The 23,977-nt window shown below is 60.1% G+C and carries 24 protein-coding genes; 17 read left to right on the forward strand and 7 right to left on the reverse strand.

Annotated elements, in window-relative coordinates:
* Positions 1-94: 94 nt before the first annotated feature.
* A complete protein-coding gene (locus ACVBEG_RS21440; RefSeq protein WP_322177640.1) occupies positions 95-691 on the forward strand; it encodes a MarC family protein in 597 nt (198 codons plus the stop codon).
* 21 nt (positions 692-712) lie between these two features.
* Here the strand turns inward: ACVBEG_RS21440 and ACVBEG_RS21445 are convergent, their stop codons facing one another.
* The 7 genes from ACVBEG_RS21445 to cobG form a co-directional block, all read right to left on the reverse strand.
* On the reverse strand, positions 713-1,360 hold the full coding sequence (locus ACVBEG_RS21445; RefSeq protein ID WP_322177639.1) for a hypothetical protein: 648 nt from the start codon (positions 1,358-1,360) through the stop codon (positions 713-715).
* On the reverse strand, positions 1,360-2,112 hold the full coding sequence (locus ACVBEG_RS21450) for a hypothetical protein (RefSeq protein WP_322177638.1): 753 nt from the start codon (positions 2,110-2,112) through the stop codon (positions 1,360-1,362). Before ACVBEG_RS21450 ends, ACVBEG_RS21445 begins: the two co-directional genes overlap by 1 nt.
* Positions 2,113-2,175: 63 nt before the next feature.
* Positions 2,176-2,991, reverse strand: a complete 816-nt coding sequence (locus ACVBEG_RS21455; RefSeq protein ID WP_322177637.1) for a hypothetical protein — start codon at positions 2,989-2,991, stop codon at positions 2,176-2,178.
* Positions 2,992-3,249: 258 nt separating this feature from the next.
* A complete protein-coding gene (gene cobJ, locus ACVBEG_RS21460; RefSeq protein WP_447108290.1) occupies positions 3,250-4,962 on the reverse strand; it encodes a precorrin-3B C(17)-methyltransferase in 1,713 nt (570 codons plus the stop codon).
* Positions 4,962-5,693, reverse strand: coding sequence for a precorrin-2 C(20)-methyltransferase (locus ACVBEG_RS21465; RefSeq protein WP_322183008.1), 732 nt, complete (start codon positions 5,691-5,693; stop codon positions 4,962-4,964). The genes cobJ and ACVBEG_RS21465 overlap by 1 nt, the downstream gene beginning before the upstream one ends.
* Positions 5,693-6,319, reverse strand: a complete 627-nt coding sequence (locus ACVBEG_RS21470; protein WP_447108291.1) for a precorrin-8X methylmutase — start codon at positions 6,317-6,319, stop codon at positions 5,693-5,695. The genes ACVBEG_RS21465 and ACVBEG_RS21470 overlap by 1 nt, the downstream gene beginning before the upstream one ends.
* Positions 6,312-7,718, reverse strand: a complete 1,407-nt coding sequence (gene cobG / locus ACVBEG_RS21475; RefSeq protein ID WP_447108292.1) for a precorrin-3B synthase — start codon at positions 7,716-7,718, stop codon at positions 6,312-6,314. The genes ACVBEG_RS21470 and cobG overlap by 8 nt, the downstream gene beginning before the upstream one ends.
* Positions 7,719-7,842: 124 nt before the next feature.
* On the opposite strand from cobG, the gene cbiE reads away from it, so the two are divergent.
* The 16 genes from cbiE (at position 7,843) to ACVBEG_RS21555 (ending at position 23,970) form a co-directional block, all read left to right on the forward strand.
* On the forward strand, positions 7,843-9,045 hold the full coding sequence (gene cbiE / locus ACVBEG_RS21480; protein WP_447108293.1) for a precorrin-6y C5,15-methyltransferase (decarboxylating) subunit CbiE: 1,203 nt from the start codon (positions 7,843-7,845) through the stop codon (positions 9,043-9,045).
* Complete coding sequence (locus ACVBEG_RS21485; RefSeq protein WP_322177632.1) at positions 9,045-10,142, forward strand: cobalt-precorrin-5B (C(1))-methyltransferase; 1,098 nt, start codon at positions 9,045-9,047, stop codon at positions 10,140-10,142. Before cbiE ends, ACVBEG_RS21485 begins: the two co-directional genes overlap by 1 nt.
* Positions 10,139-10,867: a cobalt-precorrin-6A reductase gene (locus ACVBEG_RS21490; RefSeq protein ID WP_322177631.1), complete on the forward strand. Its 729-nt coding sequence runs from the start codon at positions 10,139-10,141 to the stop codon at positions 10,865-10,867. The genes ACVBEG_RS21485 and ACVBEG_RS21490 overlap by 4 nt, the downstream gene beginning before the upstream one ends.
* Before the next feature lie 223 nt (positions 10,868-11,090).
* Positions 11,091-11,480, forward strand: coding sequence for a DUF2946 domain-containing protein (locus tag ACVBEG_RS21495; protein ID WP_447108294.1), 390 nt, complete (start codon positions 11,091-11,093; stop codon positions 11,478-11,480).
* Between the two features lie 73 nt (positions 11,481-11,553).
* The gene (locus ACVBEG_RS21500; protein ID WP_322278011.1) at positions 11,554-12,045 is read left to right on the forward strand and encodes a copper chaperone PCu(A)C; all 492 of its coding nucleotides are present in this window, start codon (positions 11,554-11,556) and stop codon (positions 12,043-12,045) included.
* A 50-nt stretch (positions 12,046-12,095) separates the two neighbouring features.
* The gene (locus tag ACVBEG_RS21505; protein WP_330200602.1) at positions 12,096-12,500 is read left to right on the forward strand and encodes a DUF2946 domain-containing protein; all 405 of its coding nucleotides are present in this window, start codon (positions 12,096-12,098) and stop codon (positions 12,498-12,500) included.
* Between the two features lie 83 nt (positions 12,501-12,583).
* Complete coding sequence (locus ACVBEG_RS21510; RefSeq protein ID WP_447108295.1) at positions 12,584-14,719, forward strand: TonB-dependent copper receptor; 2,136 nt, start codon at positions 12,584-12,586, stop codon at positions 14,717-14,719.
* An 87-nt stretch (positions 14,720-14,806) separates the two neighbouring features.
* Positions 14,807-16,177 carry a PepSY-associated TM helix domain-containing protein gene (locus ACVBEG_RS21515; RefSeq protein WP_447108296.1) on the forward strand — a complete coding sequence of 457 codons (1,371 nt, stop codon included), beginning with the start codon at positions 14,807-14,809 and terminating at the stop codon, positions 16,175-16,177.
* A gap of 338 nt (positions 16,178-16,515) precedes the next feature.
* The gene (urtA, locus tag ACVBEG_RS21520) at positions 16,516-17,781 is read left to right on the forward strand and encodes an urea ABC transporter substrate-binding protein (protein WP_322177626.1); all 1,266 of its coding nucleotides are present in this window, start codon (positions 16,516-16,518) and stop codon (positions 17,779-17,781) included.
* A gap of 149 nt (positions 17,782-17,930) precedes the next feature.
* Positions 17,931-19,433, forward strand: coding sequence for an urea ABC transporter permease subunit UrtB (urtB, locus tag ACVBEG_RS21525; protein WP_322177625.1), 1,503 nt, complete (start codon positions 17,931-17,933; stop codon positions 19,431-19,433).
* Positions 19,433-20,512, forward strand: a complete 1,080-nt coding sequence (gene urtC, locus ACVBEG_RS21530) for an urea ABC transporter permease subunit UrtC (protein WP_447108297.1) — start codon at positions 19,433-19,435, stop codon at positions 20,510-20,512. The genes urtB and urtC overlap by 1 nt, the downstream gene beginning before the upstream one ends.
* Complete coding sequence (urtD, locus tag ACVBEG_RS21535) at positions 20,509-21,369, forward strand: urea ABC transporter ATP-binding protein UrtD (RefSeq protein ID WP_322177623.1); 861 nt, start codon at positions 20,509-20,511, stop codon at positions 21,367-21,369. Before urtC ends, urtD begins: the two co-directional genes overlap by 4 nt.
* Before the next feature lie 39 nt (positions 21,370-21,408).
* Positions 21,409-22,107, forward strand: coding sequence for an urea ABC transporter ATP-binding subunit UrtE (gene urtE / locus ACVBEG_RS21540; RefSeq protein WP_322177622.1), 699 nt, complete (start codon positions 21,409-21,411; stop codon positions 22,105-22,107).
* A 55-nt stretch (positions 22,108-22,162) separates the two neighbouring features.
* Positions 22,163-23,002, forward strand: a complete 840-nt coding sequence (locus tag ACVBEG_RS21545; RefSeq protein WP_322177621.1) for an urease accessory protein UreD — start codon at positions 22,163-22,165, stop codon at positions 23,000-23,002.
* A gap of 108 nt (positions 23,003-23,110) precedes the next feature.
* On the forward strand, positions 23,111-23,413 hold the full coding sequence (ureA, locus tag ACVBEG_RS21550; protein WP_322177620.1) for an urease subunit gamma: 303 nt from the start codon (positions 23,111-23,113) through the stop codon (positions 23,411-23,413).
* Positions 23,414-23,436: 23 nt separating this feature from the next.
* Complete coding sequence (locus ACVBEG_RS21555; RefSeq protein ID WP_322177619.1) at positions 23,437-23,970, forward strand: GNAT family N-acetyltransferase; 534 nt, start codon at positions 23,437-23,439, stop codon at positions 23,968-23,970.
* The last annotated feature ends 7 nt before the right edge of the window (positions 23,971-23,977 follow it).

Here is a 23,977-nt window from a genome sequence, read left to right on the forward strand (position 1 = left end):
CCACGCGCAAATGAAACTGATATTCCTCCACAAGACGGCATGCGCCGCCTGATAGACTTCTTTTCGTCATTCACCTGTCGGGCGAGCTAAAACCATGCTCCACGTGTTGTTCAGCGTTTATTTGAAGATGTTGGTGCTCTATAGCCCGTTCTTCGTCCTGTCCTGCTTTATCAGCCTGACCCGTGGTTATTCCAGCAAGGAACGTCGTCGCCTGGCGTGGAAAGTCGCGCTGGCCACGCTCGTTTCAAGTGTTCTGCTGTACCTGTTCGGGCGGGCGATTTTTACCGTGTTCGGCATCACCGTGGATGCGTTCCGCATTGGCGCCGGCAGTGTGTTGTTCATCTCGGCATTGGGCATGGCTCAAGGTAAATCCGCAGTCCAGACCGACAACGTTCAGCAAGACGTGACCATCGTGCCGCTGACCATTCCCCTGACTGTTGGCCCCGGCACCATCGGCGCCTTGCTGGTCATGGGCGTCAGCCAGCCACACTGGGACGACAAGGTCACCGCGATCCTCAGCATTGCCCTTGCCAGCCTCACCGTCGGGATTGTGCTGTACCTCTCCAACCGCATTGAACGCATTCTCGGCGATCAAGGCCTGCAGATCGTCAGTCGGTTGATGGGCTTGTTCGTGTGCGCACTGGCGGCGCAAATAATCTTTACCGGGGTGAAGGGGTACCTGGTGCCGTAGTGAAGCCAGCCTGCCACCGCGCTAAAGTTCTATTTCAGTGATGTAGCGTTTGGCCTGGTCGCCCAACTCATTCCTCACGCGCCCCCTGTGTTCAACATAGGCAGTGCTGTTGAACGCAAAGCTGCCACCGTTGATTCGGACAGTCATCTCCGAGTTGATGTTCTTCCAAAAAAATGATCCCTCCACCACAACGCGAGAGGTCATATTCAGCCCACAGACCAGAACCTGTAACTCTCCCGAGGGCAGATTTTCACAGGGCACAACCTGAAAGCTTTCCGAGCGTCCGGTACTGAACCAACTGTCCAGAAACACCTTTGCATGCTCATTGGTTTTCATGGCATTGAACGAGGTCTGCGCAAGCTCGACAAGATGAGCTGACCCGACCTTGCTCATCGCGTCGAAGGTAACCCGGTCGAAATCCCGCGCGGACTCAATCTGTATCGGGTTTTCCACAATGAAACCCGTCAATGTGAACCCGAGCTTCAACAATCCGCGCTGATAACGATTCATCCAGCTTGTCCAGAGCTGTTGCCGGTCAAATTTCTCACTGGCATACAGCTCCGCGTACAACAGGCAATCCTTGATATCTTGCCGCTCCTGCTCCGACATCCCGGAATAAAATGATGTCAGGCTGCTGCCTATCAACGCAGCGCTAGCGTTCTTAGCCATCATTGTTCCGTGTCCTCAAGCCGCAGAATCATTGACGTCCTTCGGCCGCCAAGGGCCGTAATGAACGGCTCCCGAAACTGTGCGTAACGAATATCCAACAATTCGGCCGAGTAGGAGGCAACCGCGATGTTGCCCACGATTCGGTCAGGGTCGAATGTCAGGAGGAATGACTGTGGCTCAATGGGTTCTACGGTTTTAAACGAGATTAACACCGAGCTCATCGAAGGGGCGGCATGAACAAAGCTCAGCTGTAACACCACGCTGAACAATTGGGTGGCGGGTGGTATCTGAAGCACATGAGCTGAAATATCGCCGGAAAGACGCTCATTCACTTCTGCCTGCCACGGTTCAGATTGCAGAGTATTCTCTCCGAGAAGCAACTGTGCGGGAGGGTTCAGGACACGCTCGGGGCCGGGTACCAATACCCGTTTAGCATGAGCGATGAGTGACGCCGGTACACGGTCATCAAGTTCACGTTCGATCCACGACCACGGTTCAAACAGTTCATCTTTCTCTATTGGGTGACTGTCGTATTTACGGCCTGAAACTATCCAGCCGAACGTAGCCATTGCCGCGAAGTATGTTGTACGCCACGCCTCAAACTCAGCGAACTTCGAATACTTCTTCGATGCGGCCAGCTGAATATATAACTGAGCATCAAGCACGTCCTCTTTAAATGAATGACCGACGCCGTCATCAAAAAGAACGACACTTCCTGCGTTCACATAAGCATCCTGCATTCCATTGCGCATGGGCCTCTCCTTGATAACGTTACCTGCGCCAGAGAGCCGCAGTACCTGCGGCTCTCTGGGTTATTAAATACTGTATTCTGCAACGGCGTCTTTCGCGTTGCTCCCCAGTTTTGCAAGGATGTCGTCCCGCACGTTGGCGTAAACACCCTGATTCAACACCAGGTGCGACTCGGCGCGGGAAATACTCACCGACGTATTGTTCCAGTTCCAGAACAGGACGTTCGTGACATCCAGAGTGGACGAGAAGCTGACGGTCCCCACGGCCATTACCACTTCGCCATCGCTCGACTCGGTGCAAGAGACAATACTGAAGGTACCCCCTGCATGAGAGCGGCTTTTACCCTCAAACAACCTGAGTGGCTCTTTGCTGGCCTGAAGGGCATCAAGTGCCTGCTTCGCCACGCCCAGCAGCAATACCGAGGTCGGACCAGGAAGCGCCGCGGCGGCAACTGCGGAAGAGAGGATCTTGAGGCCAACCTGATCCATCGTGAACTGCTGTTCGACCGTCGTGTACCTGGCGTAATCCTTGCGCTTCGGGAGCCATCCAGATGCCCGGGACATCACCTCCATGAACTTCTCATACCAGCGTTGGCCTTCCATCTCGGGATGTGCACGATTGGCAACCAGCGTCGCGAACAGTACGGAGTTCTTGATATCGTCCTTATTCTGCTTCGACATACCCGCCACAAAGGAAACAATACTATTAGCGACGACTGCGGCGCCTTCCTTTTTCTCGTCGACTGTCAAGGATCGGAGCATTTTGCCCTGTACAGGATGATCGACTTCATCCGAAGACAGCGCTACTGCCGGAAATTCGCAACCCATAATATAAGCCCGGCACGCTTCAACACTCATTGTTGGTTCAACGTAATCATTCATGTGTAAATCCTTTTCTAATTCAGCGATCACCCTTCGTGGGCACCACTCAAACTAGCGCACATTGATGATCGCTTCTAGCCGCCTACCTGGAGCATTCTGCCGGGTATTATTCAAGTGCATACCGTCAAACATCCGGAATACTTAGCCCTGTACATTTTCAACAGCCATTCGTGGACTTTCGCCTTTATAACTTCGACGTAAGCCCACAGAACCAGAGACTTGTCTTACGAACTAAATACCCATATTGACGACGTTGACTCAACCGCTCGGCTTCACGCCATACCATCGCGGCGTATAGACCCAACTGCCGCCATCGGCACGGGGGAAGGTGCAGGTCGTCGACGAACCGATCAGGACCATGGTGCGCATGTCCACTTGGTCCGGGGTCAATTCGCCCAAGGTGATGACACGCAGTGTTTGCCCTGGACGGCCGATATCACGGCCCAGAGTGACAGGGGTTTCCGGGGTGCGATGTTGGCGGACGATTTCCAGCGCTCGCCCCAATTGCCAGGGGCGAGAGCGGGAAATGGGGTTGTAGAACGCCAGCGCCAGATCGGCCTGAGACGCCAGATCCAGACGTTTTTCAATCACGTCCCATGGCTTGAGGTTGTCCGACAGCGACATCACGCAGAAGTCATGGCCCAACGGTGCGCCCGCCTGGGCGGCAGTGGCCAGCGAGGCGGACACCCCAGGCAGTATTTCCAGTTCAACGGCGTGCCAATTGGCGTTGCTCGACTCATGCAGTGCTTCAAGTACGGCCGAGGCCATGGCGAACACGCCAGGATCACCCGACGACACCACGACCACCGAGCGTCCTTGTGCCGCGAGTTCGAAGGCGTGTCGGGCGCGCTGCATTTCTTCGCGATTATCGGTGCAGTGCAGCACTTGATCGGCATGGAACGGCCCGGCCATGCGCACGTAGGTTTCGTAACCCAGCACATCGTTGGCCCGCGCCAGTTCGGCTTTGACCGCTGGCACCATCAGTTCGGCAGCGCCAGGGCCAAGGCCGATAACCGCCAGACGCCCGCGTCCACGACCGATCTGCTGCACATCCAACGGCTGCGCGGCGACAGCAATGGCGATGCCACTGCCCACACTGATGGGGGGCAGTAGCTGTGGCACGGCCTGTTGCGCCAACTCGCTGACTTCAGCCTCCGCTGCTGTTGAAGCAAACCGCAGCGGCACGCCCAGCGCCCATGCTGCTTCACGTAGCGCAGGGTTGGCCATCTCACGGTCGGACGCCAGCAAGCAGGCCAGCGCCTGAACGGCAATCCCGGCGTTGTGCAAAGCGGCGCGCACAGCATTCACCAGATCCGGCACGGTCGCGCTGACAGCCACCAATACACTGCGCGGGTAGATCAGCAGCTCGTTGGCCGCCGGCTCGCGTTCGGCGCAACCGACATGAATCGCCAGCTGTGCGTGCTCATCTTCAGGCAACTGCGCTTGCGCGAGCCATGGCGCGGCACCTTCAATCCGAACGTGTTGCCCGGACAATAAGTCGGAGACAAATCGTTTGCCCAACTCCAGATCGCCTAGCGCGTAACCGCTCGGTGGATTGAGCAGACAGGTGCCGAAACGCAACTCGCCGCTGGTGGTGATCGCTGCAGCGATCCCCAGTCCTGCAGCAATCTCACGGGCCATGACGTTGACCCCGCCCAGCCCGCCCAACAATGGCACGACTGCACTGCCGTCCTCAGCCACGGCCAGCACGGGTGGCTCAACGCCTTTTTCCAGGAGCAGGGGCGCTAGCGTCCGGATCACGATGCCGGCAGCACACAAGGCAATGATCGGTGTGTCCTGCTGATAGAGCTGACGCAACGTGGCGCCAAACTCGGTGTACGTCAGATCGGCACCTTCAACCCGTGCCGCCAGACCATGGATCAAGGCATCCGGAAAAAGCTGTTGAATGCGGCGTGCCGTCGCCAGGCTGCCATTGCCCAGAATGACGATGGCGGGTGTTTTAACAATCATCAGCCTTGCCACCTTTCGCCCGGAACAATGATCAGGGAGAAATACGGTGAAGACATTGGCTCGACCTGGTCCAGCGCCACGATCTTCTGATTGGACATGGTTGCGCGCTCGACATACAACGCGCGGTCCGCCATGCCCAGCTCTTCCAGTACTTGCCGGACTTTGGGGAAGTTGCGCCCCAGCTTCATGATCACCGCCGCATCGGCATCGGCCAGACGACGTTTGAGCTCGTCGTGGGGCAATACACCAGACAGCACCGACAGGCTTTGATTGCGGTACACCAGCGGCGCGCCCAGCACCGAAGCACCACCGAGCATTGAGCAGACGCCCGGCACCACTTCGGCTTCATAACGCTCGGCGAGGCGGTCGTGCAGGTACATATACGAGCCGTAGAAGAACGGATCGCCTTCACAGATCACCGCAACATCGCGCCCCGCGTCCAGATGCGCGGCCAGTGCCTCACTGGCGTCATCGTAGAAATCGCTGATCACTTGCTCGTAGGACAACGGTGCAGGCAAGGCTTCGGTGGTCACCGGGTACACCAGCGGTAACAGGGTCTGCGCGTCTTGCAAATGGGCTTCGATGATGCCGAACGCGTTGCCTTTCTTGCCCTTGGCGACGAAGTACGCGACCACTGGCGACTCACGCAACAGGCGCAGGGCTTTGACAGTAATCAGCTCAGGATCGCCGGGGCCGACGCCCAAGCCAATCAAACGACCGGGTTGCTGCATCATTCGATCTCCGTCGCTAATGCATTGACCGCAGCCGCAGCCATGGCGCTGCCGCCACGACGACCCTGCATGATCACAAACGGCACACCCCGGCTGTTCGCCGCGAGCATTGCCTTGGACTCTGCAGCGCCAACAAAACCGACCGGGAAGCCGAGGATCAATGCCGGTTTAGGTGCACCGGCATCGAGCATTTCCAGCAGGTAGAACAACGCAGTTGGCGCATTGCCAATCACCACGACACTGCCTTCCAGGTACGGACGCCACAGTTCCAGCGCGGCGGCAGAGCGAGTATTGCCCAGCTCGCGGGCCAACGCCGGTACGCCTTCGTCTTTAAGGGTGCAAATCACCGGGTTGTTGGCAGGCAAGCGCGTGCGAGTCACGCCTTCGGACACCATGCGCGCATCGCACAGAATCGGCGCACCGGCGGCCAGCGCATTACGCCCGGCCGTGCCTGCACCGGGGGAGAAGCGCAGGTCTTCGATGACCTCGACCATGCCACACGCATGGATCACCCGCACCGCGAGTTTTTCCAGGTCGGCAGGGATCTGATCAAGCCGGGCCTCGGCGCGAATGATCGAGAAGGAGTTGCGATAGATCTCCTGACCGTCGCGGATGTAATCAATCATCGGTGCTGCTCCGTGAGTCGGCGGCTAACAGCGTGCCGACTGCTTCAATAGTGAGGTCACGCGCGCGCAAGCTACCGAAACCCGGTTGCTGCGCGTCGCGAAAATAGAGGTCGTAATGGCCGGCGGACACCGCCAACAAGGTCACCGGGGCGACATGGGCTGCCGCGCATGAACGCGAACAGCCCGTCAGGTGCGCCGCCTGTTTCAGGTCGAGATGTTCGAGTCGGGCGGCCAGCAGCAGTGCATCCGCCTTGGTGTCGGCCAATCCTTTGCCACAGCCCGCCGAGCCGGTGCAGGCGATCAAGTGGGCCAACGGTTGTTCGGGCGAGCAGATCAACCCGGCGGCCTGCAGGCCCGTCAGCACGTTCGCCGCGTGGTCACGGCGAACGTTAGGCAGTAACAGGCTCTGCCAGGGTGTCAGGCGCAACGTTCCGTCGCCCCATTCGGCCGCCAATTGCGCGACCGAGCGCAACATCGACGCGTCAAGTCGCCCCAGCGGCGCAGCACCACCGACGGCCACCAGACCGGCCACGTCCTGTGGATAAATACCAAGATGCCGATTCGCAGGGGACTGCAATTGGCCCCCTGTAGGAGCGAGCTTGCTCGCGAGGCGGTGTGTCAGGCAAACCGTGTCAAGCCATTCGCCAACACGTTGGCTCCTACAGAAATCAACAGTCATGCGCTTGGCCACCGCCTGAAGAAACACCTCGGTCGACATTTCAGCCAACAGATGGCGCATGCGCGTCTGCTCAGGTCGCGCCAGCTCAAGGAACGCGTCCAGCACCGCCACCACCAATTCATGAGCATGACTCAGCGGCACAGCGGCCAACGGCGCATCCTCGGCAGGGCAACCGGCCAGGCCGAACGCCATCAAGACGTCGTCGTCGATCATCCGTGCAGACAACCACATATCATGGGGATGCTCGAGCATCGCCAGTGCTTCGCCGCCATCCAGCGACAGGGCAAATTTAGGCGACAGGTCATGGAAACGAGGCTCGTTCTCCAGGGTGCCTAGAATCTGCGCGGCCAACGGCCGGCTGTCGAACAACTGCTGCGGGTCGATGCCTGCCGTCGGGCTGAGCATCAGGTTGCGCACATCGTCGCTTGCGGCAGTGGTCGGCCCCAGTCCTGCGTCCAATAGGATCGCGATCAAACCGTCCTGATCGGCACCGACCCCGCGAATCTGCAGGTTCGCGCGGTTCGTCGCCTCGATCACGCCCCCGGCATAACGCTGCGCCGCATCGGCCACCGCGCACGCCTGGGCGACCGTGATCGACCCGCCCGCCAGCTTGATCCGGCAAATGCCGCCGTCCAGCGCCGGGACGATGCGCAACAACCCCGGACAAGCCGAGGGGCGTAAAGAGATTGAGGTCGTGCGAGCAGGCATTGGCTCGTTCAATGGGTCACCCGGCAGAATTTGAAAAGGCGCTATAGCCCATTGGGCGCGGTATTATGCCTGCTTTGTCCGCAGGCATGAAAAGCCGGTCTGTCGGAAGTACGCATTAGTGGGCTGAGGAATGTACATGTCGCCGTGGCTGACAGTAGTGGGAATCGGTGAGGACGGCTTCAAAGGCTTGGGCAAGACGGCTCGCCGTGCACTGCTGCAAGCTGGGCAGGTGTTTGGGGGGCAGCGCCAGCTTGATCTGCTGCCCGCCTGCATTCGTGCCGAGCGCAGCCCGTGGCCCAGCCCGTTTTCCCTGAGTCCGGTGCTTGAGCAGCGCGGCACGCCGATTTGCGTGCTGGCCAGTGGCGACCCCATGTTGTTTGGCGTGGGCGCCAGCCTGGCACGACAGGTCAGTGTCGATGAAATGCGCGTGCTACCTGCGCCCTCGTCTTATTCGTTGGCCGCTGCGTGCTTGGGTTGGCCATTGCAGGATGTGGTCACCTTGTCGGTGGTCGCCCGACCGCTGGCGGCGTTGAACGCGCCGTTGCATAACGGTTTGCGCCTGTTGGTGCTGAGCAACGACGGCAGCACCCCCGCCGCCATCGCCGAGCTGTTGCGCGCCCGTGGCTTCGGCCCGAGCCGGATGACCGTGCTGGAGCATTTGGGCGGAGACGCTGAACGCCGGGTCGAAGGCATCGCCAGTGAGTGGGTAGACCTGCCGATTGCGGCGCTGAATCTGGTCGCCATCGAATGCCGTGCTGAACCCGGTGCGTCACGCCTGTCCCTGCTGGCCGGGCTGGCGGACAGTGCCTTTGAACATGACGGTCAACTGACCAAACGCGATGTACGCGCCATCACCCTCGCCCGCCTGGCCCCGGCACCCGGTGAACTGCTGTGGGACGTGGGCGCGGGTTGCGGCTCCATAGGCATCGAATGGATGCGCGCGCACCCAAGCTGCCGTGCTCTGGCGGTCGAAGCCGACGAGGGTCGCCAGTTACTGATCGAGCACAACCGCGACGCGTTGGGCGTGCCGGGCCTGCAATTGATTCGCGGTCGGGCACCTCAGGCGCTGCAAGGTCTGGAAGCGCCCGATGCGATTTTCATTGGCGGCGGCGTCACGCGTCCCGGCGTACTCGACACCTGCTGGCAACAGCTGCGCTCTGGCGGACGACTGGTGGCCAACGCCGTGACCCTGCAAAGCGAGACCGCGCTGATCAACTGGCGTGAACAGCACGGCGGTGAACTGACCCGCATCCATATCGCCCACGCCAAGCCACTGGGCGAATTCGATACCTGGCGCCAGGCCCTGCCCATCACCCTGCTTGAAGCGATCAAACCCTGATGCGCGCCGAAACCGCCGAACAGCCCGCTCCCTTGCGCAGTGGCTACACCACCGGTAGTTGCGCGACAGCCACCTGCCTGGCGGCGGCCCGTTTATTACTCGACGGCGAGGTGAGCGACGCAGTGGAAATCGTCTTGCCCAAAGGCAGGCAGGTGCAGATGCGCCTGGAGTTCTGCCGACCGTTTGCCGATGGCGCTGAAGCGGGCACGATCAAGGATGCCGGCGACGACCCGGATGTCACCCATGGCGCGCTGGTATTTTCACGGGTGCGACTGACGACCGAAACCGGCGTGCAATTCGTCGCGGGCCCCGGTGTGGGCACCGTTACCCGGCCCGGCCTGGTGTTGAATGTGGGTGAGCCCGCGATCAATCCGGTGCCGCGCAAGATGATCAGCGAACATTTGCTGCAGCTGGCTGATAAGACCGGGTACACCGGTGGTTTCGAAGTCACCCTGTGTGTCGAAGGCGGCGAAGCACTGGCGTTGAAAACCATGAACCCGCGCTTGGGCATTCTCGGTGGCCTGTCGATCCTCGGCACCAGCGGCATTGTCCGACCGTTTTCCTGCGCGGCGTATATCGCATCCATCCATCAAGGCATCGACGTCGCCAAAACCAATGGTTATCTGCACATCGCCGCCTGCACCGGCAACGCCAGCGAAGACACCATGCGCCGGGTCTACAACCTGCCGGAAATCGCCTTGATCGAGATGGGCGACTTTGTCGGCGCGGTGCTCAAGCATCTGCGCAAGGTGCCTGTGGATAAATTGAGCATTTGCGGCGGCTTCGGCAAAATCAGTAAGCTGGCGGCCGGCCACATGGACCTGCACAGCCGTCATTCCAGCATCGACCTGCCACAACTGGCCAAGTGGGCCGCGACCCTCGGTGCCGATGCGACGCTGCAACAGGCCATCCGCGAGGCCAACACCAGCCAGCAAGCGTTGGCGATGGCCAGCGCGGCCGGTATCGCCCTGGGCGATGAGGTATGCCGTCATGCCCGAGCGTTTGCCCGCAGTGTGGTGCCGGCACAGGTTCACGTGGAAGTGTTTGCCATCGACCGCCAAGGCGGGATCGTCGGTCAGGCAGGAGGCTGCGAATGAAGCGTCTGCTATTGCTCGGCGGCGTCACCGAGGCCCTTGCCATCGCGCGTCGACTGGGGCCGCAGCATATCTACAGCCTGGCGGGCGTGGGTCGGGTGCCGACTGATCTGGCGTGCAGGGTGCGGGTCGGTGGCTACGGCGGGGCTGATGGTCTGGCGCAGTTCATTCGCGCTGAACGCATCGATTTGCTGCTGGACGCGACGCATCCCTACGCGGCGCAAATCAGCCAAAATGCCGTGACCGCCGCGCACCTCAGCGGTGTCCCCTGCTGGGCATTGCGACGCCCGGCCTGGGCGGCACAACCTGACGATGACTGGCGCGAAGTCGGCGACTGGGCCGAACTGATCGCCGCTCTCGAACCCTTCACGCGGCCGCTATTCACCCTCGGTCGCGAACCCTTGCAGCACCTGCACGAAATCCCCGGCCACCAGTTCTGGACCTTGCGCGCCCTGGACGACTACCCAGGCAACGAACGCTGCGAAGTGATCGGCGCCCGCGGGCCCTTTGTGCTGGACGACGAACGCGCCTTGTTCGAACGTCGGCATATCGACGTCCTGATCAGCAAAAACAGCGGCAGCAGCGCCACAGAGCCGAAGCTGGAGGTGGCGCGGGAGCGAGGGGTGCCGGTGTTGATACTGCGCAGGCCGGAGTTGCCGGGGGTGGATCGGGAGTTTTTAGATGTCAGCCAATTGCTGTCAGCGTTGGATGAGCACCATTTTTTGTAAAGGCTAGAACGTATTTGAAGGTCGTTCCGACCTTATCGCAGCCTTCGGCAGCGCCTACAGTTTGAGAGGCGCCAAGGTTCTATTGCCTGCGATCGACCGCGAAGGGGTCGCAGGATCGATGTCAGTCACTGCGGCATCACACCACACTCGCTTCTTTTACTTATCCCGGCCATTCAGGCTAAATAGCGCCATTGATCGCTTACTGACACGGAAAGCACCTCCCATGTCCCAACGTCGGATGGCATTTGCCTGGATTGCCTGCTTTGCAGTGCTGTTCAACATGCTTGCCATGCCGCTTTCCGGGGCGGCGCCAAAGACGGCCAGCGAGCAAGTGTTGTGGGGCAGTTTCTGTACGGCCAGCGGCACTAAGCTGGTGGCGATTTCGTTGGGCAAGGCCGATCACAGCGCGCCGCACAACGATGATCACTCGACCATGCAGCATTGCTGGTGCTGCAGTGGGTCCGCGCCGCTGGTGGCGATCCCTGGCAGTTTTGCCACGTGGTACGCCACTCAGACTGAAACACGGCAAACCCTTTCGATTCAGTCCCCAGCCCCGCTGTCCCCACGCCAGCAATGGCCAAGCCTCAATCCGCGTGCTTCTCCGCTGGTCTGATCCGAGCCGTTGAATCAGCGCCATAGCCTCATGAGGCTGGGTGCATCGGAATCGATCCCGCTGGAGAATTACCATGATCAAGAAAATCCTTGTTGTGGCCGCACTGTTGCTGCCTGCCTGCTTTGCCAATGCCCACGAATACGCCGTCGGCGAATTGCACATCGCTCATCCGTGGTCCATGGAATTACCGCCCAACGCACCCACCGTGGCCGCGTATTTCGTCGTGCACAACAACGGTAAAACCCCCGATCGCTTGCTCAGTGTCGACACGCCCGTGGCCGGCAAAGCCGAGCTGCATGAACACCAGCATCAGAACGGTTTGATGAAGATGCAGCAGGTTCAGAGCGTCGACATCCCCGCTGGTGGCGAGGTGGCGTTTGCGCCCATGGGCTATCACGTCATGCTGCTCGGGCTTAAAGATAAGTCGACGCTCGTCGACGGCCAACGTTTCCCGCTGACGCTGCATTTCGAAAAAGCCGGTGACGTAACGGTCGAGGTTGCGGTGCAAAAGCACGCACCGGACGAGAATACCGACTCCATGCCCATGAATATGCACATGCAGTAACTGACTGACCTGCGTTGAACCACAGGCGCTCACCAGGCTCCAGGTCCTCCGTGCAGCCTCGCCCCAACGGGACGCGAGGCGCATGGCTGAGCCTGTTCGCCATGTTGATGATCTTTATCGGCCCGCTGATCTCCCAAGCGATGCCGATGGATCCGCACGCCGGTATGTCGATGCCGATGTCCGCGTCCATGGACATGACGGCAGACACCCCCGCCTGCCACAGCGCAGAACAGGCCACACCCTCGGTCGCGACCGATCACGTCATATGGGCCAAGTGCGGTTATTGCACACTGCTGTTCAGTTGCCCGGCACTGCCGCAAGCTCTGGCCTTTATCGCCGCTACCCCGCCAAAACCGACAGGCTTCTTTACCGCTGCAGCCCGCCAGGGTTATGCGCGGCAGACCACCTTCCCCAACGCCCGCACCCGCGCGCCACCCTCTTCAGTCCTGCTCTGACACCCTTATTGTTCACACCTGCATGCACCGCCTGAAGCGGTTGCAGGGTGTGACGATCCCGACTGATTGATGATGGAACGCTTATGTCCAGCTCCACTGCCAAGACTCGCCTGTGCACGATGCGAGTGGCTCCCCGCTTTACCCTGAACGAACCTCAACTGCGCATGAAGCACGCAGTCGCCGTACTGTGCGGTTGCATGCTCACACCTCTGGCGTTTGCACTGCCGACCCTTGATGAACCTCAGCAAGACGCCACCGAGATCAGCCCGACGGTGATCACGGCCATCGCCCCCAGCTCGCCGCTGACGATAGTGACCAACCCCAAAGATCCGCGGCAGCCGGTTCCGGCCAGCGACGGAGCGGATTACCTGAAAACCATTCCCGGTTTTACCGCCATTCGTGCGGGCGGGACCAATGGCGATCCGGTGCTGCGCGGGATGTTCGGCTCACGCCTGAACATCCTCACCAACGGCGGCATGATGCTGGGCGCCTGCCCAAACCGGATGGACGCGCCCACGTCGTATATTTCCCCGGAAACCTTTGACCGCCTGACCGTGATCAAGGGTCCGCAGACCGTGCTCTGGGGGCCAGGCGCTTCGGCGGGCACAGTGCTGTTCGAACGTGACCCCGAGAAATTCGGTGAGCTGGGCAGCCGGGTCAACGCCAGCGTACTGGCCGGTTCCAATGGCCGTTTCGACAAGCTGATAGACGCCGCAGCCGGCGGTGAATTGGGTTACGCGAGGGTGATCGGCAACCAGTCCCACTCCGACGATTACAAGGACGGCAATGGTGATACCGTGCCGTCGCGCTGGGACAAGTGGAACGGCGATGTCGCGCTGGGTTGGACACCGGACGCGGACACGCTGGTGGAGTTGACGGCGGGCAAAGGTGACGGTGAAGCCCGTTATGCTGGGCGCGGCATGGACGGTTCGCAGTTCAAGCGCGAGAGCCTGGGGCTGCGTTTCGAGAAGTCCAATATCGGCGATGTTCTGGACAAGGTTGAGGCGCAGGTCTACTACAACTACGCCGACCATGTGATGGACAACTATAGCCTGCGCACGCCGTCTGGCACCGGGATGATGGCCGGGCCAATGGCATCGAACGTGGATCGCCGAACCCTGGGCGCGCGAATCAAGGCCACGTGGCGCTGGGCCGACGTGCAGTTGATCAGTGGCATTGATGCGCAGACCAACGAGCACCGCCAGCGCAGCGCTATGGGTATCGACGTCTATAAGGAGCTGCCGTGGACCAAGGATGCAGACTTCCACAACTACGGGGTATTCAGCGAACTGACGTGGTACGTCGCGCAGGATAATCGACTGATCACAGGGGCGCGCCTGGACCGTGCCTCGGCCAAGGATTACCGGAAAAGCAGCGGTTCGGGAATGACGGCCAAGGCGAACCCCACGGCCAACGAAACCCGCGCCGACACCCTGCCCAGTGGCTTTGTGCGTTATGAGCACGACCTTGCCGCAGCGCCTGCCACGCTCTACGTCGGCCTGGGCCATGTGCAGCGCTTTCCGGACTATTGGGAATTGTTTTCCCCCTCCTCAGGCCCGGCCGGATCACTCAATGCCTTCGATGCGATCAAGCCGGAAAAAACCACGCAACTGGATTTCGGCGTGCAATACCAACATGACGACTTGCAGGCCTGGGCGTCGGGTTATGTCGGTCAGGTCCGTGATTACATTCTGTTCAACTACACCACCGGCATGATGGGCACGACCTCTCAGGCCGAGAACATCGACGCCAGGATCATGGGCGGCGAACTGGGCGCGGCGTACCAGCTGACTTCCAACTGGAAAACCGATGCGACCCTGGCCTACGCCTGGGGCAAGAACAGTAGCGACGGCACGGCCCTGCCGCAAATGCCGCCACTGGAGACCCGTCTGGGCCTCAGCTACAGCCGCGACGCCTGGAGTGCCGGAGCTTTGTGGCGAGTGGTCAGCGCGCAGACCCGGGTCGACCTGAACAAAGGCAACGTGGTCGGCAAAGACCTCGGTGACAGCTCAGGGTTTGGCGTGTTCTCGCTGAATGGCGCCTACCGGATCAACAAGCACCTGAAGGTCAGTGCCGGCGTCGACAACCTCCTGGACAAAGCTTATGCCGAGCACCTGAACCTGGCCGGCAACGCCGGTTTTGGCTTCCCTTCAGACAACCCGCAGTCGATCAACGAACCGGGCCGCACGCTGTGGACCAAAGTCGACATGAGCTTCTAGACCACTGCGCCTCCAGAGGAGCGGGCATGCCTGCTCCTTTGTTCCATCTGAACCGTGTTGTAAATGATGTCGCCGGGAGCGCTACACATGAATAAATCAAACGTCTCCTTCTACAACCTTGCATGGCGCTGGCATTTCTATGCCGGCCTGTTCGTCGCACCGTTCATGATTCTACTGTCCCTGACCGGGATGATTTATCTGTTCAAGCCTCAACTGGACACCGTGATGTACAGCGATCTGCTGTACGTGACGCCAGGCCAGCATCGACTCAGTGCCGATGTACTGCAACAATGGGTGCAAGTCGATTATCCGCAGGCGCATGTCAGCAAGTACCTGCCACCGTTGAACGCCCAAGGCAGCGCGCAATTCGTGATGCAGCAGGAAGGCCGCGAACTGAACGTGTTTATCGACCCGTATAGCGGGGATATTCTTGGCGAGCAGGATGCCAGGAATAACGTGCAGGCCATCGCCCGTGCTCTGCATGGCGAACTCATGATCGGCAAAGTCGGTGACCGGCTGATTGAACTGGCCGCGGGCTGGGGCATTCTGCTGGTGGTGTCGGGCCTGTACCTGTGGTGGCCAAGGGGCAAGTCCGGGTCAGGCGTGCTGTGGCCGCGGTTCAAGAGTCGCGGGCGCGTGCTGTGGCGAGACGTGCATGCGGTGACCGGTTTTTGGGGCTCCCTGTTGCTGCTGTTGATGCTGCTCAGCGGCATGACCTGGACCGGCTTTTGGGGCAAGCAATTCGCCGATGTCTGGAACACCTTCCCGGCGGCGATGTGGAACGATATCCCCAAGTCCGACAAACAGGCCGGTGAGCTCAATACCGCGACCCGCCAGACCGTTCCTTGGGCTCTGGAAAACACGCCAATGCCACGGTCCGCTGACCATGCCGAACACATGGCTCACGGCGGCGGCATGTCGGCACCCGCTGCGCCCACGCTGTCGCTGCAACAGGTCGTCGACATCGCTACCGAGCATCGCATAGAGCCGGGCTACAGCATCACACAACCCGCCACCGCCGATGGCGTGTTCACCGTCTCAGTGTTCGCCGACGACCCGCGCAACGATGCCACCCTGCACATTGATCAGTACACCGGCAAGGTGCTGGCCGATGTGGGCTGGAAGGACTACAGCACGGTTTCCCGCGCCACGGAAATGGGGGTAATGCTGCATGAAGGGAAGTTCTTTGGCTGGATCAACCAGCTCATCATTTTCCTGATTTGCCTGATGGTGCTGCTCAGCGCCATCAGCGGGCTGGTGATCTGGTGGCAGCGTCGTCCGCAAGGTGGCCTGGGTGTGCCGCCGCTGCGCCATGACCTGCCACGCTGGAAAACCGCGATTATCATCATGATTGGCGTGGGGGTGGCGTTTCCACTGGTGGGGGCTTCATTAGTGGGGGTGTGCCTATTCGATCGGATAGTCCTTTCGCGCTTTGCCAAATCCGTCGCTACGGCTTAGATTGCAGGTGTGGGCCCTGATACCTGGCGGGAGGGATTTTGATGAGTTCCTCCCCCGCCCGGTTTCAGGGCCCACTTTGCTATGGCAGGCAACACTTGTTGCAGGCTGCTCTCCCTTGGCATCAAGCCATCAGATCCCCTCCAGATCACGCACTGTTTGTACCCGCAACTGCGCACCAAGGGTTTTTCCCGGCACCATCCTGGTGCGCTCCTGCCATATTCAGCCGATATACCCCCCGCATATGCTCCATTTCCCGAGCTGGGCATAGCCTTTGCTAAGAAGCTTTCAGGTGTTCTGATTCGCCCTACTAAAAATTCCAAGTGAATGGAGATGGTCCTATGAAGCGTCGCAGTCTGATCAAAGCTTTCACCCTGTCCGCCTCGATTGCCGCAATGGGCATGACTTGGACTATTCAGGCAGCCGAAACGATCAAAGTCGGGATCCTGCATTCACTGTCCGGCACCATGGCGATCTCTGAGACCTCACTCAAAGACATGGCGTTGATGACCATCGACGAAATCAACGCCAAGGGTGGCGTCAATGGCAAAATGCTTGAGGCCGTGGTTGTCGACCCGGCCTCCAACTGGCCGCTGTTCGCTGAAAAGGGCCGTCAGTTGCTGACCCAGGACAAGGTCGCGGTGGTCTTCGGCTGCTGGACGTCGGTCTCGCGCAAATCGGTATTGCCGGTGTTCGAAGAACTCAACGGGCTGCTGTTCTACCCTGTGCAATACGAAGGCGAAGAAATGTCGCCTAACGTCTTCTACACCGGTGCAGCGCCTAACCAACAAGCCATTCCGGCCGTCGAATACCTGATGGGCGAAGAAGGCGGCAGCGCCAAGCGCTTCTTCCTGCTGGGCACTGACTACGTCTACCCACGCACCACCAACAAAATTCTGCGGTCGTTCCTCAAGTCCAAAGGCGTTGCCGACAAAGACATCGAAGAGGTTTACACCCCGTTCGGCCACAGCGATTACCAGACCATCGTGTCGAACATCAAAAAATTCTCTGCCGGTGGCAAGACCGCTGTGATCTCCACGGTCAACGGCGACTCCAACGTGCCGTTCTATAAAGAGCTGGCCAACCAAGGCCTGAAAGCCACCGACGTGCCGGTTGTTGCGTTCTCGGTCGGCGAAGAAGAACTGCGCGGTATCGACACCAAGCCGTTGGTGGGCAACCTCGCGGCCTGGAACTACTTCGAATCCGTACAGAACCCGGTCAACACCAAGTTTGTCGCTGACTGGAAAGCCTACGCCAAGAAGAAAAACCTGCCGGGCGCTGACAAAGCGGTGACCAACGACCCGATGGAAGCCACTTACGTCGGCATCCACATGTGGGCGCAAGCCGCCGAGAAAGCCAAATCGACCGACGTCGACAAGGTCCGCGAAGCGATGGCCGGCCAGACTTTCGCCGCACCGTCGGGCTTCACCCTGACCATGGACAAGACCAACCATCACCTGCACAAACCGGTAATGATCGGCGAAATCCAGGACGACGGTCAGTTCAACGTGGTCTGGCAGACCAAGGAACCGATCCGCGCGCAACCGTGGAGCCCGTACATCCCTGGCAACGACAAGAAGCCGGACTATGCAGTGAAGAGCAACTAAGTCGGTTTGATTCCTGATTCAGCTCGCCTTGCAGGAGCTGACTTGTCTGCGAAGGCCATGCGGCGCGGAGTGCCTGACCGACCGCGTTGTCTGGCCTTCGCGAACAAGTTCGCTCCTACAAAGTCCGTGGATGAACGTGAGACACCAATATGCCCACTGCCTTTTACCGCTTCATTCTCGCTGTGGCGCTGCTGCTGCCCTTTGCAGCCCATGCCAGTGATGCTGGCGACTTCGTTGCGGCCGATTCCGGGCAACAAGCCAAATTGCTTGAAGCGTGGGCCGCACAGCCCGATCCGGCACGTGTCGAGTTGATCAATAGCCTGCAACAAGGTCAGATTACCGTCGACGGTGAAACCAAAACCCTCCGTCTGAATAACCGACTGCGCGGGCTGGTCGACACCGCCCTCGCCAGTCACCAATTACTCGCCGCAGACGCCAAGCTGCGTCTGGGCGCCGCGCAACACCTGCAAAAAAGCGCGAAACCGGCGCAACTGAAATTCCTGGATCGGCAGCTTGCGAGCGAAACCAACGCCGACGTACACACCGCCTTGAGCCTGGCGCTGGCCAATCTGCAACTGGTCGATGGCGACCCGGCCGTACGCTTGGCAGCCGTCCGCTTACTGGGTGAAACCGGCGACCCATTGGCCCGCACACGCTTGGAAACCCTGCTCGACCCCGCCGTCGAAACCGATGCGGGTGTGCGCACGGCGGCCGAAACCAGCCTGGCGCAAGTCAAACGGAAACTGCTGATCGGCGAGATCCTCGGTCAGGCATTCAGCGGTCTGTCGCTGGGCTCGATTCTGTTGTTGGCCGCGCTGGGACTGGCGATCACCTTCGGCCTGCTGGGCGTGATCAACATGGCTCACGGCGAGATGCTGATGCTCGGGGCCTATTCCACTTATGTCGTGCAGCTGATGTTCCAGCGTTATGCGCCAGGAGCATTGGAGTTCTATCCAGTGGTCGCGCTGCCGGTGGCGTTCTTCGTCACGGCGGTTATCGGCATGGCGCTAGAGCGCACGGTGATTCGCCATCTGTATGGCCGACCTTTGGAAACCCTGCTCGCCACCTGGGGTATCAGCCTGATGCTGATCCAGATGGTTCGCCTGGTATTCGGCGCGCAGAACGTTGAAGTCGCCAACCCCGACTGGCTATCGGGCGGGATTCAAGTACTGCCCAACCTGGTGCTGCCCTACAACCGGATTGTGATCATCGCCTTCGCGCTGTTCGTGGTGGCCCTGACCTGGCTGCTGCTGAACAAGACCCGTCTGGGTCTGAACGTGCGCGCCGTCACTCAGAACCGCAACATGGCCGCCTGCTGCGGCGTGCCCACCGGGCGCATCGACATGATGGCCTTCGGTCTTGGTTCAGGCATCGCTGGCCTGGGTGGCGTGGCCTTGAGTCAGATCGGCAACGTCGGCCCGGACCTGGGCCAGAGCTACATCATCGACTCGTTCCTGGTCGTGGTGCTGGGTGGGGTCGGTCAATTGGCCGGTAGTGTGATGGCGGCCTTCGGGCTGGGCATCGCCAACAAAATCCTCGAACCGCAGATCGGCGCCGTACTCGGAAAGATCCTGATCCTGGCGCTGATCATTCTGTTTATCCAGAAACGTCCGCAAGGGCTCTTCGCACTCAAAGGACGGGTGATCGACTGATGAACCAGCCTCTTATGGTGACGGCCGCGCAAAAGGCCGGCCCGAAAATCACCCTGGCCCTCTGCGCAGTCGTGCTCGTGCTGCTGGTCGCACTGGCACTGTTGTCGTTACTGCCAGCCGATAACAGCCTGCATGTCTCGGCTTACACCCTGACGCTGGTGGGCAAAATTCTGTGCTACGCCATCGTTGCCCTCGCGCTGGACCTGGTCTGGGGTTACGCCGGGCTGCTGTCGCTGGGACACGGACTGTTCTTCGCCCTCGGCGGTTATGCCATGGGCATGTACCTGATGCGCGAAGCGGCAGGCGATGAGTTACCTGCATTCATGACCTTCTTGTCATGGACCGAACTGCCCTGGTACTGGACCGGGACCAATCACTTCCTCTGGGCCATGTGCCTGGTGGTCTTGGCCCCCGGCTTACTGGCGTTGATCTTTGGTTTCTTCGCCTTCCGCTCGCGGATCAAGGGCGTGTATTTCTCGATCATGACCCAGGCCCTAACCTTCGCCGGGATGCTCCTGTTCTTTCGCAACGAAACCGGCTTCGGCGGCAACAACGGCTTCACCAACTTCCGCAGCATTCTGGGCTTCAGCATCAGTTCGCAGGGCACCCGGGCAACCTTGTTTCTGGCCACCGTGGTCCTGCTGGTGGGCAGCCTGTTTGTCGGCTGGCGTCTGGCGCAAAGCAAATTCGGCCGGGTCTTGACCGCGCTGCGTGACGCCGAAAACCGCCTGATGTTCTGCGGCTACGACCCGCGCGGTTTCAAGCTGTTCGTCTGGGTCCTGAGCGCAGTACTGTGCGGCCTGGCCGGGGCGCTATATGTGCCGCAAGTCGGCATCATCAACCCCAGCGAAATGTCGCCGACCAACTCCATTGAAGCGGCCGTTTGGGTCGCCTTGGGCGGACGTGGCACGCTGATCGGCCCGCTGCTGGGCGCCGGACTGGTCAATGGCATGAAGAGCTGGTTTACCGTGGCCTTCCCCGAGTACTGGCTGTTCTTTCTCGGTGCGCTGTTTATTGGCGTGACGTTGTACCTGCCCAAAGGCGTGATTGGCCTGCTGAAGAAAAGGGGCGAGCAATGAAAACCACACCGACACCCGCCTTCATGCTCGAACCGATCCTCGATCCGAATTCAGACGCGGGCACCAGCCGGGATGCCATCGGCCTCGGCCAGCGTGCCGAAGAAGGCCTTAACACGCGACACGGCACGATCCTGACCCTGGAAGACATCAGCGTCAGCTTCGATGGCTTCAAGGCGTTGAACAATTTGAACCTGTACATCAGCGTCGGCGAGCTGCGCTGCATCATCGGTCCCAACGGCGCGGGCAAAACCACGCTGATGGACGTGATCACCGGCAAGACTCGCCCAAGCCACGGCAAGGCCTGGTTCGGCGAGACCCTGGACCTGACGCAGATGAGTGAAGTGCAGATTGCCCAATCGGGGATCGGCCGTAAATTCCAGAAACCAACGGTGTTCGAAGCCTTGAGCGTGTTCGAAAACCTGGAGCTGGCGCAGAAAACGGACAAATCCGTGTGGGCCAGCTTGCGTGCACGCCTGACCGGCGAGCAGCGCGACCGTATCCATGAAGTGCTGGAAACCATCCGCCTGACGTCTTCGATGCATCGTCCGGCGGGGCTGCTGTCCCACGGTCAGAAGCAGTTTCTGGAGATCGGCATGCTGCTGGTCCAGGACCCGCAATTGCTGTTGCTCGACGAACCCGTCGCAGGGATGACCGACGCCGAAACCGAGTTCACCGCCGAGCTGTTCAAAAGCCTGGCGGGCAAGCACTCATTGATGGTGGTGGAGCACGACATGGGCTTCGTCGGTTCGATAGCCGATCACGTCACCGTCCTGCATCAAGGCAGCGTACTGGCTGAAGGGTCGCTGGACGATGTGCAGACGAATGAACGGGTAATTGAAGTGTATTTAGGGCGATAACGCACATTCCTGCACATCTATTTGCTTGAGAACTTACCTATGCTGCAAGTCGACAAGCTCCACCAGTATTACGGCGGTAGCCATATCCTTCGCGGCCTGTCTTTCGACGTGAAAATCGGAGAAGTAACGTGCTTGCTCGGCCGTAACGGCGTGGGCAAGACCACGCTGCTCAAAGTCCTGATGGGGCTGCTGCCTTCCAAGGAAGGCGTGGTGCAATGGGAAGGCAAGGTCATCACCGGTTTTAAACCCCATCAACGGGTGCACGCGGGCATCGCTTACGTACCTCAGGGCAGGGAAATTTTCGGGCGTCTGACCGTAGAAGAAAACCTGCTCATGGGCCTGTCACGTTTCCCTGGCTCCGAGGCCAAGGAAGTCCCGGCATTTATCTACGAGCTGTTTCCGGTGCTCCTGCAAATGAAACAACGACGCGGCGGCGATCTGTCCGGCGGTCAGCAACAGCAACTGGCCATTGGCCGCGCGCTGGCCAGTCGCCCTCGCCTGCTGATCCTCGATGAGCCGACTGAAGGCATCCAGCCCTCGGTGATCAAAGAGATCGGCGCGGTGATCAAACAGCTCTCGGCACGTGGGGACATGGCGATTTTGTTGGTGGAGCAGTTCTATGACTTTGCTGCCGAGCTGGCCGATCAATACCTGGTGATGTCCCGTGGCGAAATCGTCCAGCAAGGCCGTGGCGAGGACATGGAAACGCAAGGGGTTCGTGGTCTGGTTACAATTTGATGCGCCAATCCGCTAAGGTGCGGTCTCCCTGCATACCTCATACACATAACGACGAATGAACCTTCCTGCCCACACCGCGCTGTTCACCCCCAGTTGGCATGCCGAGCTGGAGCTGGGCTATGGGCGTTTCGGTGACAGCACACGGCCCGTCATGCGTCGGCATCAAGGCCCGCTACGGGTGCAAAAACACCTGTATGCCGAAGGTCCGCAGGTCTGTCAGCACATCATTGTTCACCCTCCGGGCGGGATTGCCGGCGGGGATCGACTCGATATTTGCGCCACCGTCGGTAAAAACGCGTGGGCACAACTGACCAGCCCCGGCGCCGCCAAGTGGTACCGCGCCGCAAGCCCGGCATACCAGCAGCTGGAACTGCGCGTTGAAGCGGGCGCCACGCTGGAATGGCTGCCGCAGGAAACCATCGTCTTTAGCGCCGCCCAGGCCGAGTTGACCACGCATATTGAGCTGCAAGGCGATGCGCGGCTGTGCTACTGGGACATGGTTGCGCTGGGTCGCCCGGCCAGTGGCGAGCGTTTCGACCTGGGCCATTTTCAATCGCAGCTGGATATTCGCCGCGATGGCCAATGGCTGTGGCACGAACGCCAGCGAATCATAGGCGGCGATGGCCTGCTCGATTCGCCCATCGGCCTGGATGGCAAGCCGGTTTTTGCCACGCTGCTGATGACCGGCGAGGCCAGCAGTGAGTTGCTGGAAACCTGCCGCAACCTGCAAAACCCGGTACGCGGTAACCTGACCCAATTGCCCGGCCTGTTGGTCGCCCGCTGCCTGGCTGACGAAGCCCTGCACGCACGCGCCTGGCTGATCGAGTTATGGACGCTGCTGCGCCCGGCATTGCTCGGGCGCGAAGCGGTTGCACCTAGAATATGGAGCACCTGATGCAGGATCTTCACGCAATTTTAAAGCACGACCGCTTCGCGGCCGATTGCAGGCAAGCCAGCGCCTACAGGATCGCGGCGGCCTGACCCATTTGAAACGGATTAAACAATGGACCTGACACCACGCGAAAAAGACAAACTGCTGATATTCACCGCCGGTCTGGTTGCCGAACGGCGTTTGGCCAGAGGGGTAAAGCTCAATTACCCGGAAGCCATGGCCTACATCTCCGCCGCACTGCTGGAAGGCGCCCGTGATGGCAGAACCGTTGCCGAGCTGATGCATGTCGGCACCACCCTGCTCAGCCGCGAACAGGTGATGGAAGGTATCCCGGAAATGATCCCGGAGATCCAGGTCGAAGCGACCTTTCCTGACGGCACCAAGCTGGTCACCGTACACCAACCGATTGTCTGATTTTTGACCCTGCGAGCCCTGTAATGACATACCTCATTCGTGACGCAGTGGAAGCCGACCTTGCCGGCATCCGCGATATCTACAACGACGCCGTGCTCAACACCACGGCCATCTGGAACGAACAAGCAGTCGATCTCGCCAATCGCAAGGCCTGGTTCGACGCTCGCCAGACTCAGGGCTACCCTATTTTGGTGGTAGTCGATGCGGCTGACGAGGTACTGGGTTACTCCTCGTTCGGCGACTGGCGTCCGTTCGACGGCTTCCGGCATACCGTCGAGCATTCGGTTTACGTGCGCGCCGACCAACGTGGTAACGGCCTCGGCCCGCGACTGATGCAGGCACTGATCGAACGTGCAAAGGCCTGCGACAAACACATGATGGTCGCCGCTATCGAAAGCGGTAATACCGCCTCGGTGCACCTGCACGAGCGCCTGGGTTTCGCGGTCACAGGCCAGATGGCGCAGGTCGGGACCAAGTTCGGTCGCTGGCTGGACCTGACCTTTATGCAACTGAACCTGTCACCGGATGCCCCGGCTCCCGCACCCCATCAGGAGTAATACCGCC

This window comes from Pseudomonas sp. GG8, from assembly GCF_052976945.1.

Coding starts and splice junctions, on each gene's coding strand:
- ACVBEG_RS21440 (WP_322177640.1), top strand. CDS start 95: ATGCTCCACGTGTTGTTCAGCGTTTATTTGAAGATGTTGGTGCTCTAT.
- ACVBEG_RS21445 (WP_322177639.1), bottom strand. CDS start 1,360: ATGGCTAAGAACGCTAGCGCTGCGTTGATAGGCAGCAGCCTGACATCA.
- ACVBEG_RS21450 (WP_322177638.1), bottom strand. CDS start 2,112: ATGCGCAATGGAATGCAGGATGCTTATGTGAACGCAGGAAGTGTCGTT.
- ACVBEG_RS21455 (WP_322177637.1), bottom strand. CDS start 2,991: ATGAATGATTACGTTGAACCAACAATGAGTGTTGAAGCGTGCCGGGCT.
- cobJ (WP_447108290.1), bottom strand. CDS start 4,962: ATGATTGTTAAAACACCCGCCATCGTCATTCTGGGCAATGGCAGCCTG.
- ACVBEG_RS21465 (WP_322183008.1), bottom strand. CDS start 5,693: ATGCAGCAACCCGGTCGTTTGATTGGCTTGGGCGTCGGCCCCGGCGAT.
- ACVBEG_RS21470 (WP_447108291.1), bottom strand. CDS start 6,319: ATGATTGATTACATCCGCGACGGTCAGGAGATCTATCGCAACTCCTTC.
- cbiE (WP_447108293.1), top strand. CDS start 7,843: ATGTCGCCGTGGCTGACAGTAGTGGGAATCGGTGAGGACGGCTTCAAA.
- ACVBEG_RS21485 (WP_322177632.1), top strand. CDS start 9,045: ATGCGCGCCGAAACCGCCGAACAGCCCGCTCCCTTGCGCAGTGGCTAC.
- ACVBEG_RS21490 (WP_322177631.1), top strand. CDS start 10,139: ATGAAGCGTCTGCTATTGCTCGGCGGCGTCACCGAGGCCCTTGCCATC.
- ACVBEG_RS21495 (WP_447108294.1), top strand. CDS start 11,091: ATGTCCCAACGTCGGATGGCATTTGCCTGGATTGCCTGCTTTGCAGTG.
- ACVBEG_RS21500 (WP_322278011.1), top strand. CDS start 11,554: ATGATCAAGAAAATCCTTGTTGTGGCCGCACTGTTGCTGCCTGCCTGC.
- ACVBEG_RS21510 (WP_447108295.1), top strand. CDS start 12,584: ATGTCCAGCTCCACTGCCAAGACTCGCCTGTGCACGATGCGAGTGGCT.
- ACVBEG_RS21515 (WP_447108296.1), top strand. CDS start 14,807: ATGAATAAATCAAACGTCTCCTTCTACAACCTTGCATGGCGCTGGCAT.
- urtA (WP_322177626.1), top strand. CDS start 16,516: ATGAAGCGTCGCAGTCTGATCAAAGCTTTCACCCTGTCCGCCTCGATT.
- urtB (WP_322177625.1), top strand. CDS start 17,931: ATGCCCACTGCCTTTTACCGCTTCATTCTCGCTGTGGCGCTGCTGCTG.
- urtC (WP_447108297.1), top strand. CDS start 19,433: ATGAACCAGCCTCTTATGGTGACGGCCGCGCAAAAGGCCGGCCCGAAA.
- urtD (WP_322177623.1), top strand. CDS start 20,509: ATGAAAACCACACCGACACCCGCCTTCATGCTCGAACCGATCCTCGAT.
- urtE (WP_322177622.1), top strand. CDS start 21,409: ATGCTGCAAGTCGACAAGCTCCACCAGTATTACGGCGGTAGCCATATC.
- ACVBEG_RS21545 (WP_322177621.1), top strand. CDS start 22,163: ATGAACCTTCCTGCCCACACCGCGCTGTTCACCCCCAGTTGGCATGCC.
- ureA (WP_322177620.1), top strand. CDS start 23,111: ATGGACCTGACACCACGCGAAAAAGACAAACTGCTGATATTCACCGCC.
- ACVBEG_RS21555 (WP_322177619.1), top strand. CDS start 23,437: ATGACATACCTCATTCGTGACGCAGTGGAAGCCGACCTTGCCGGCATC.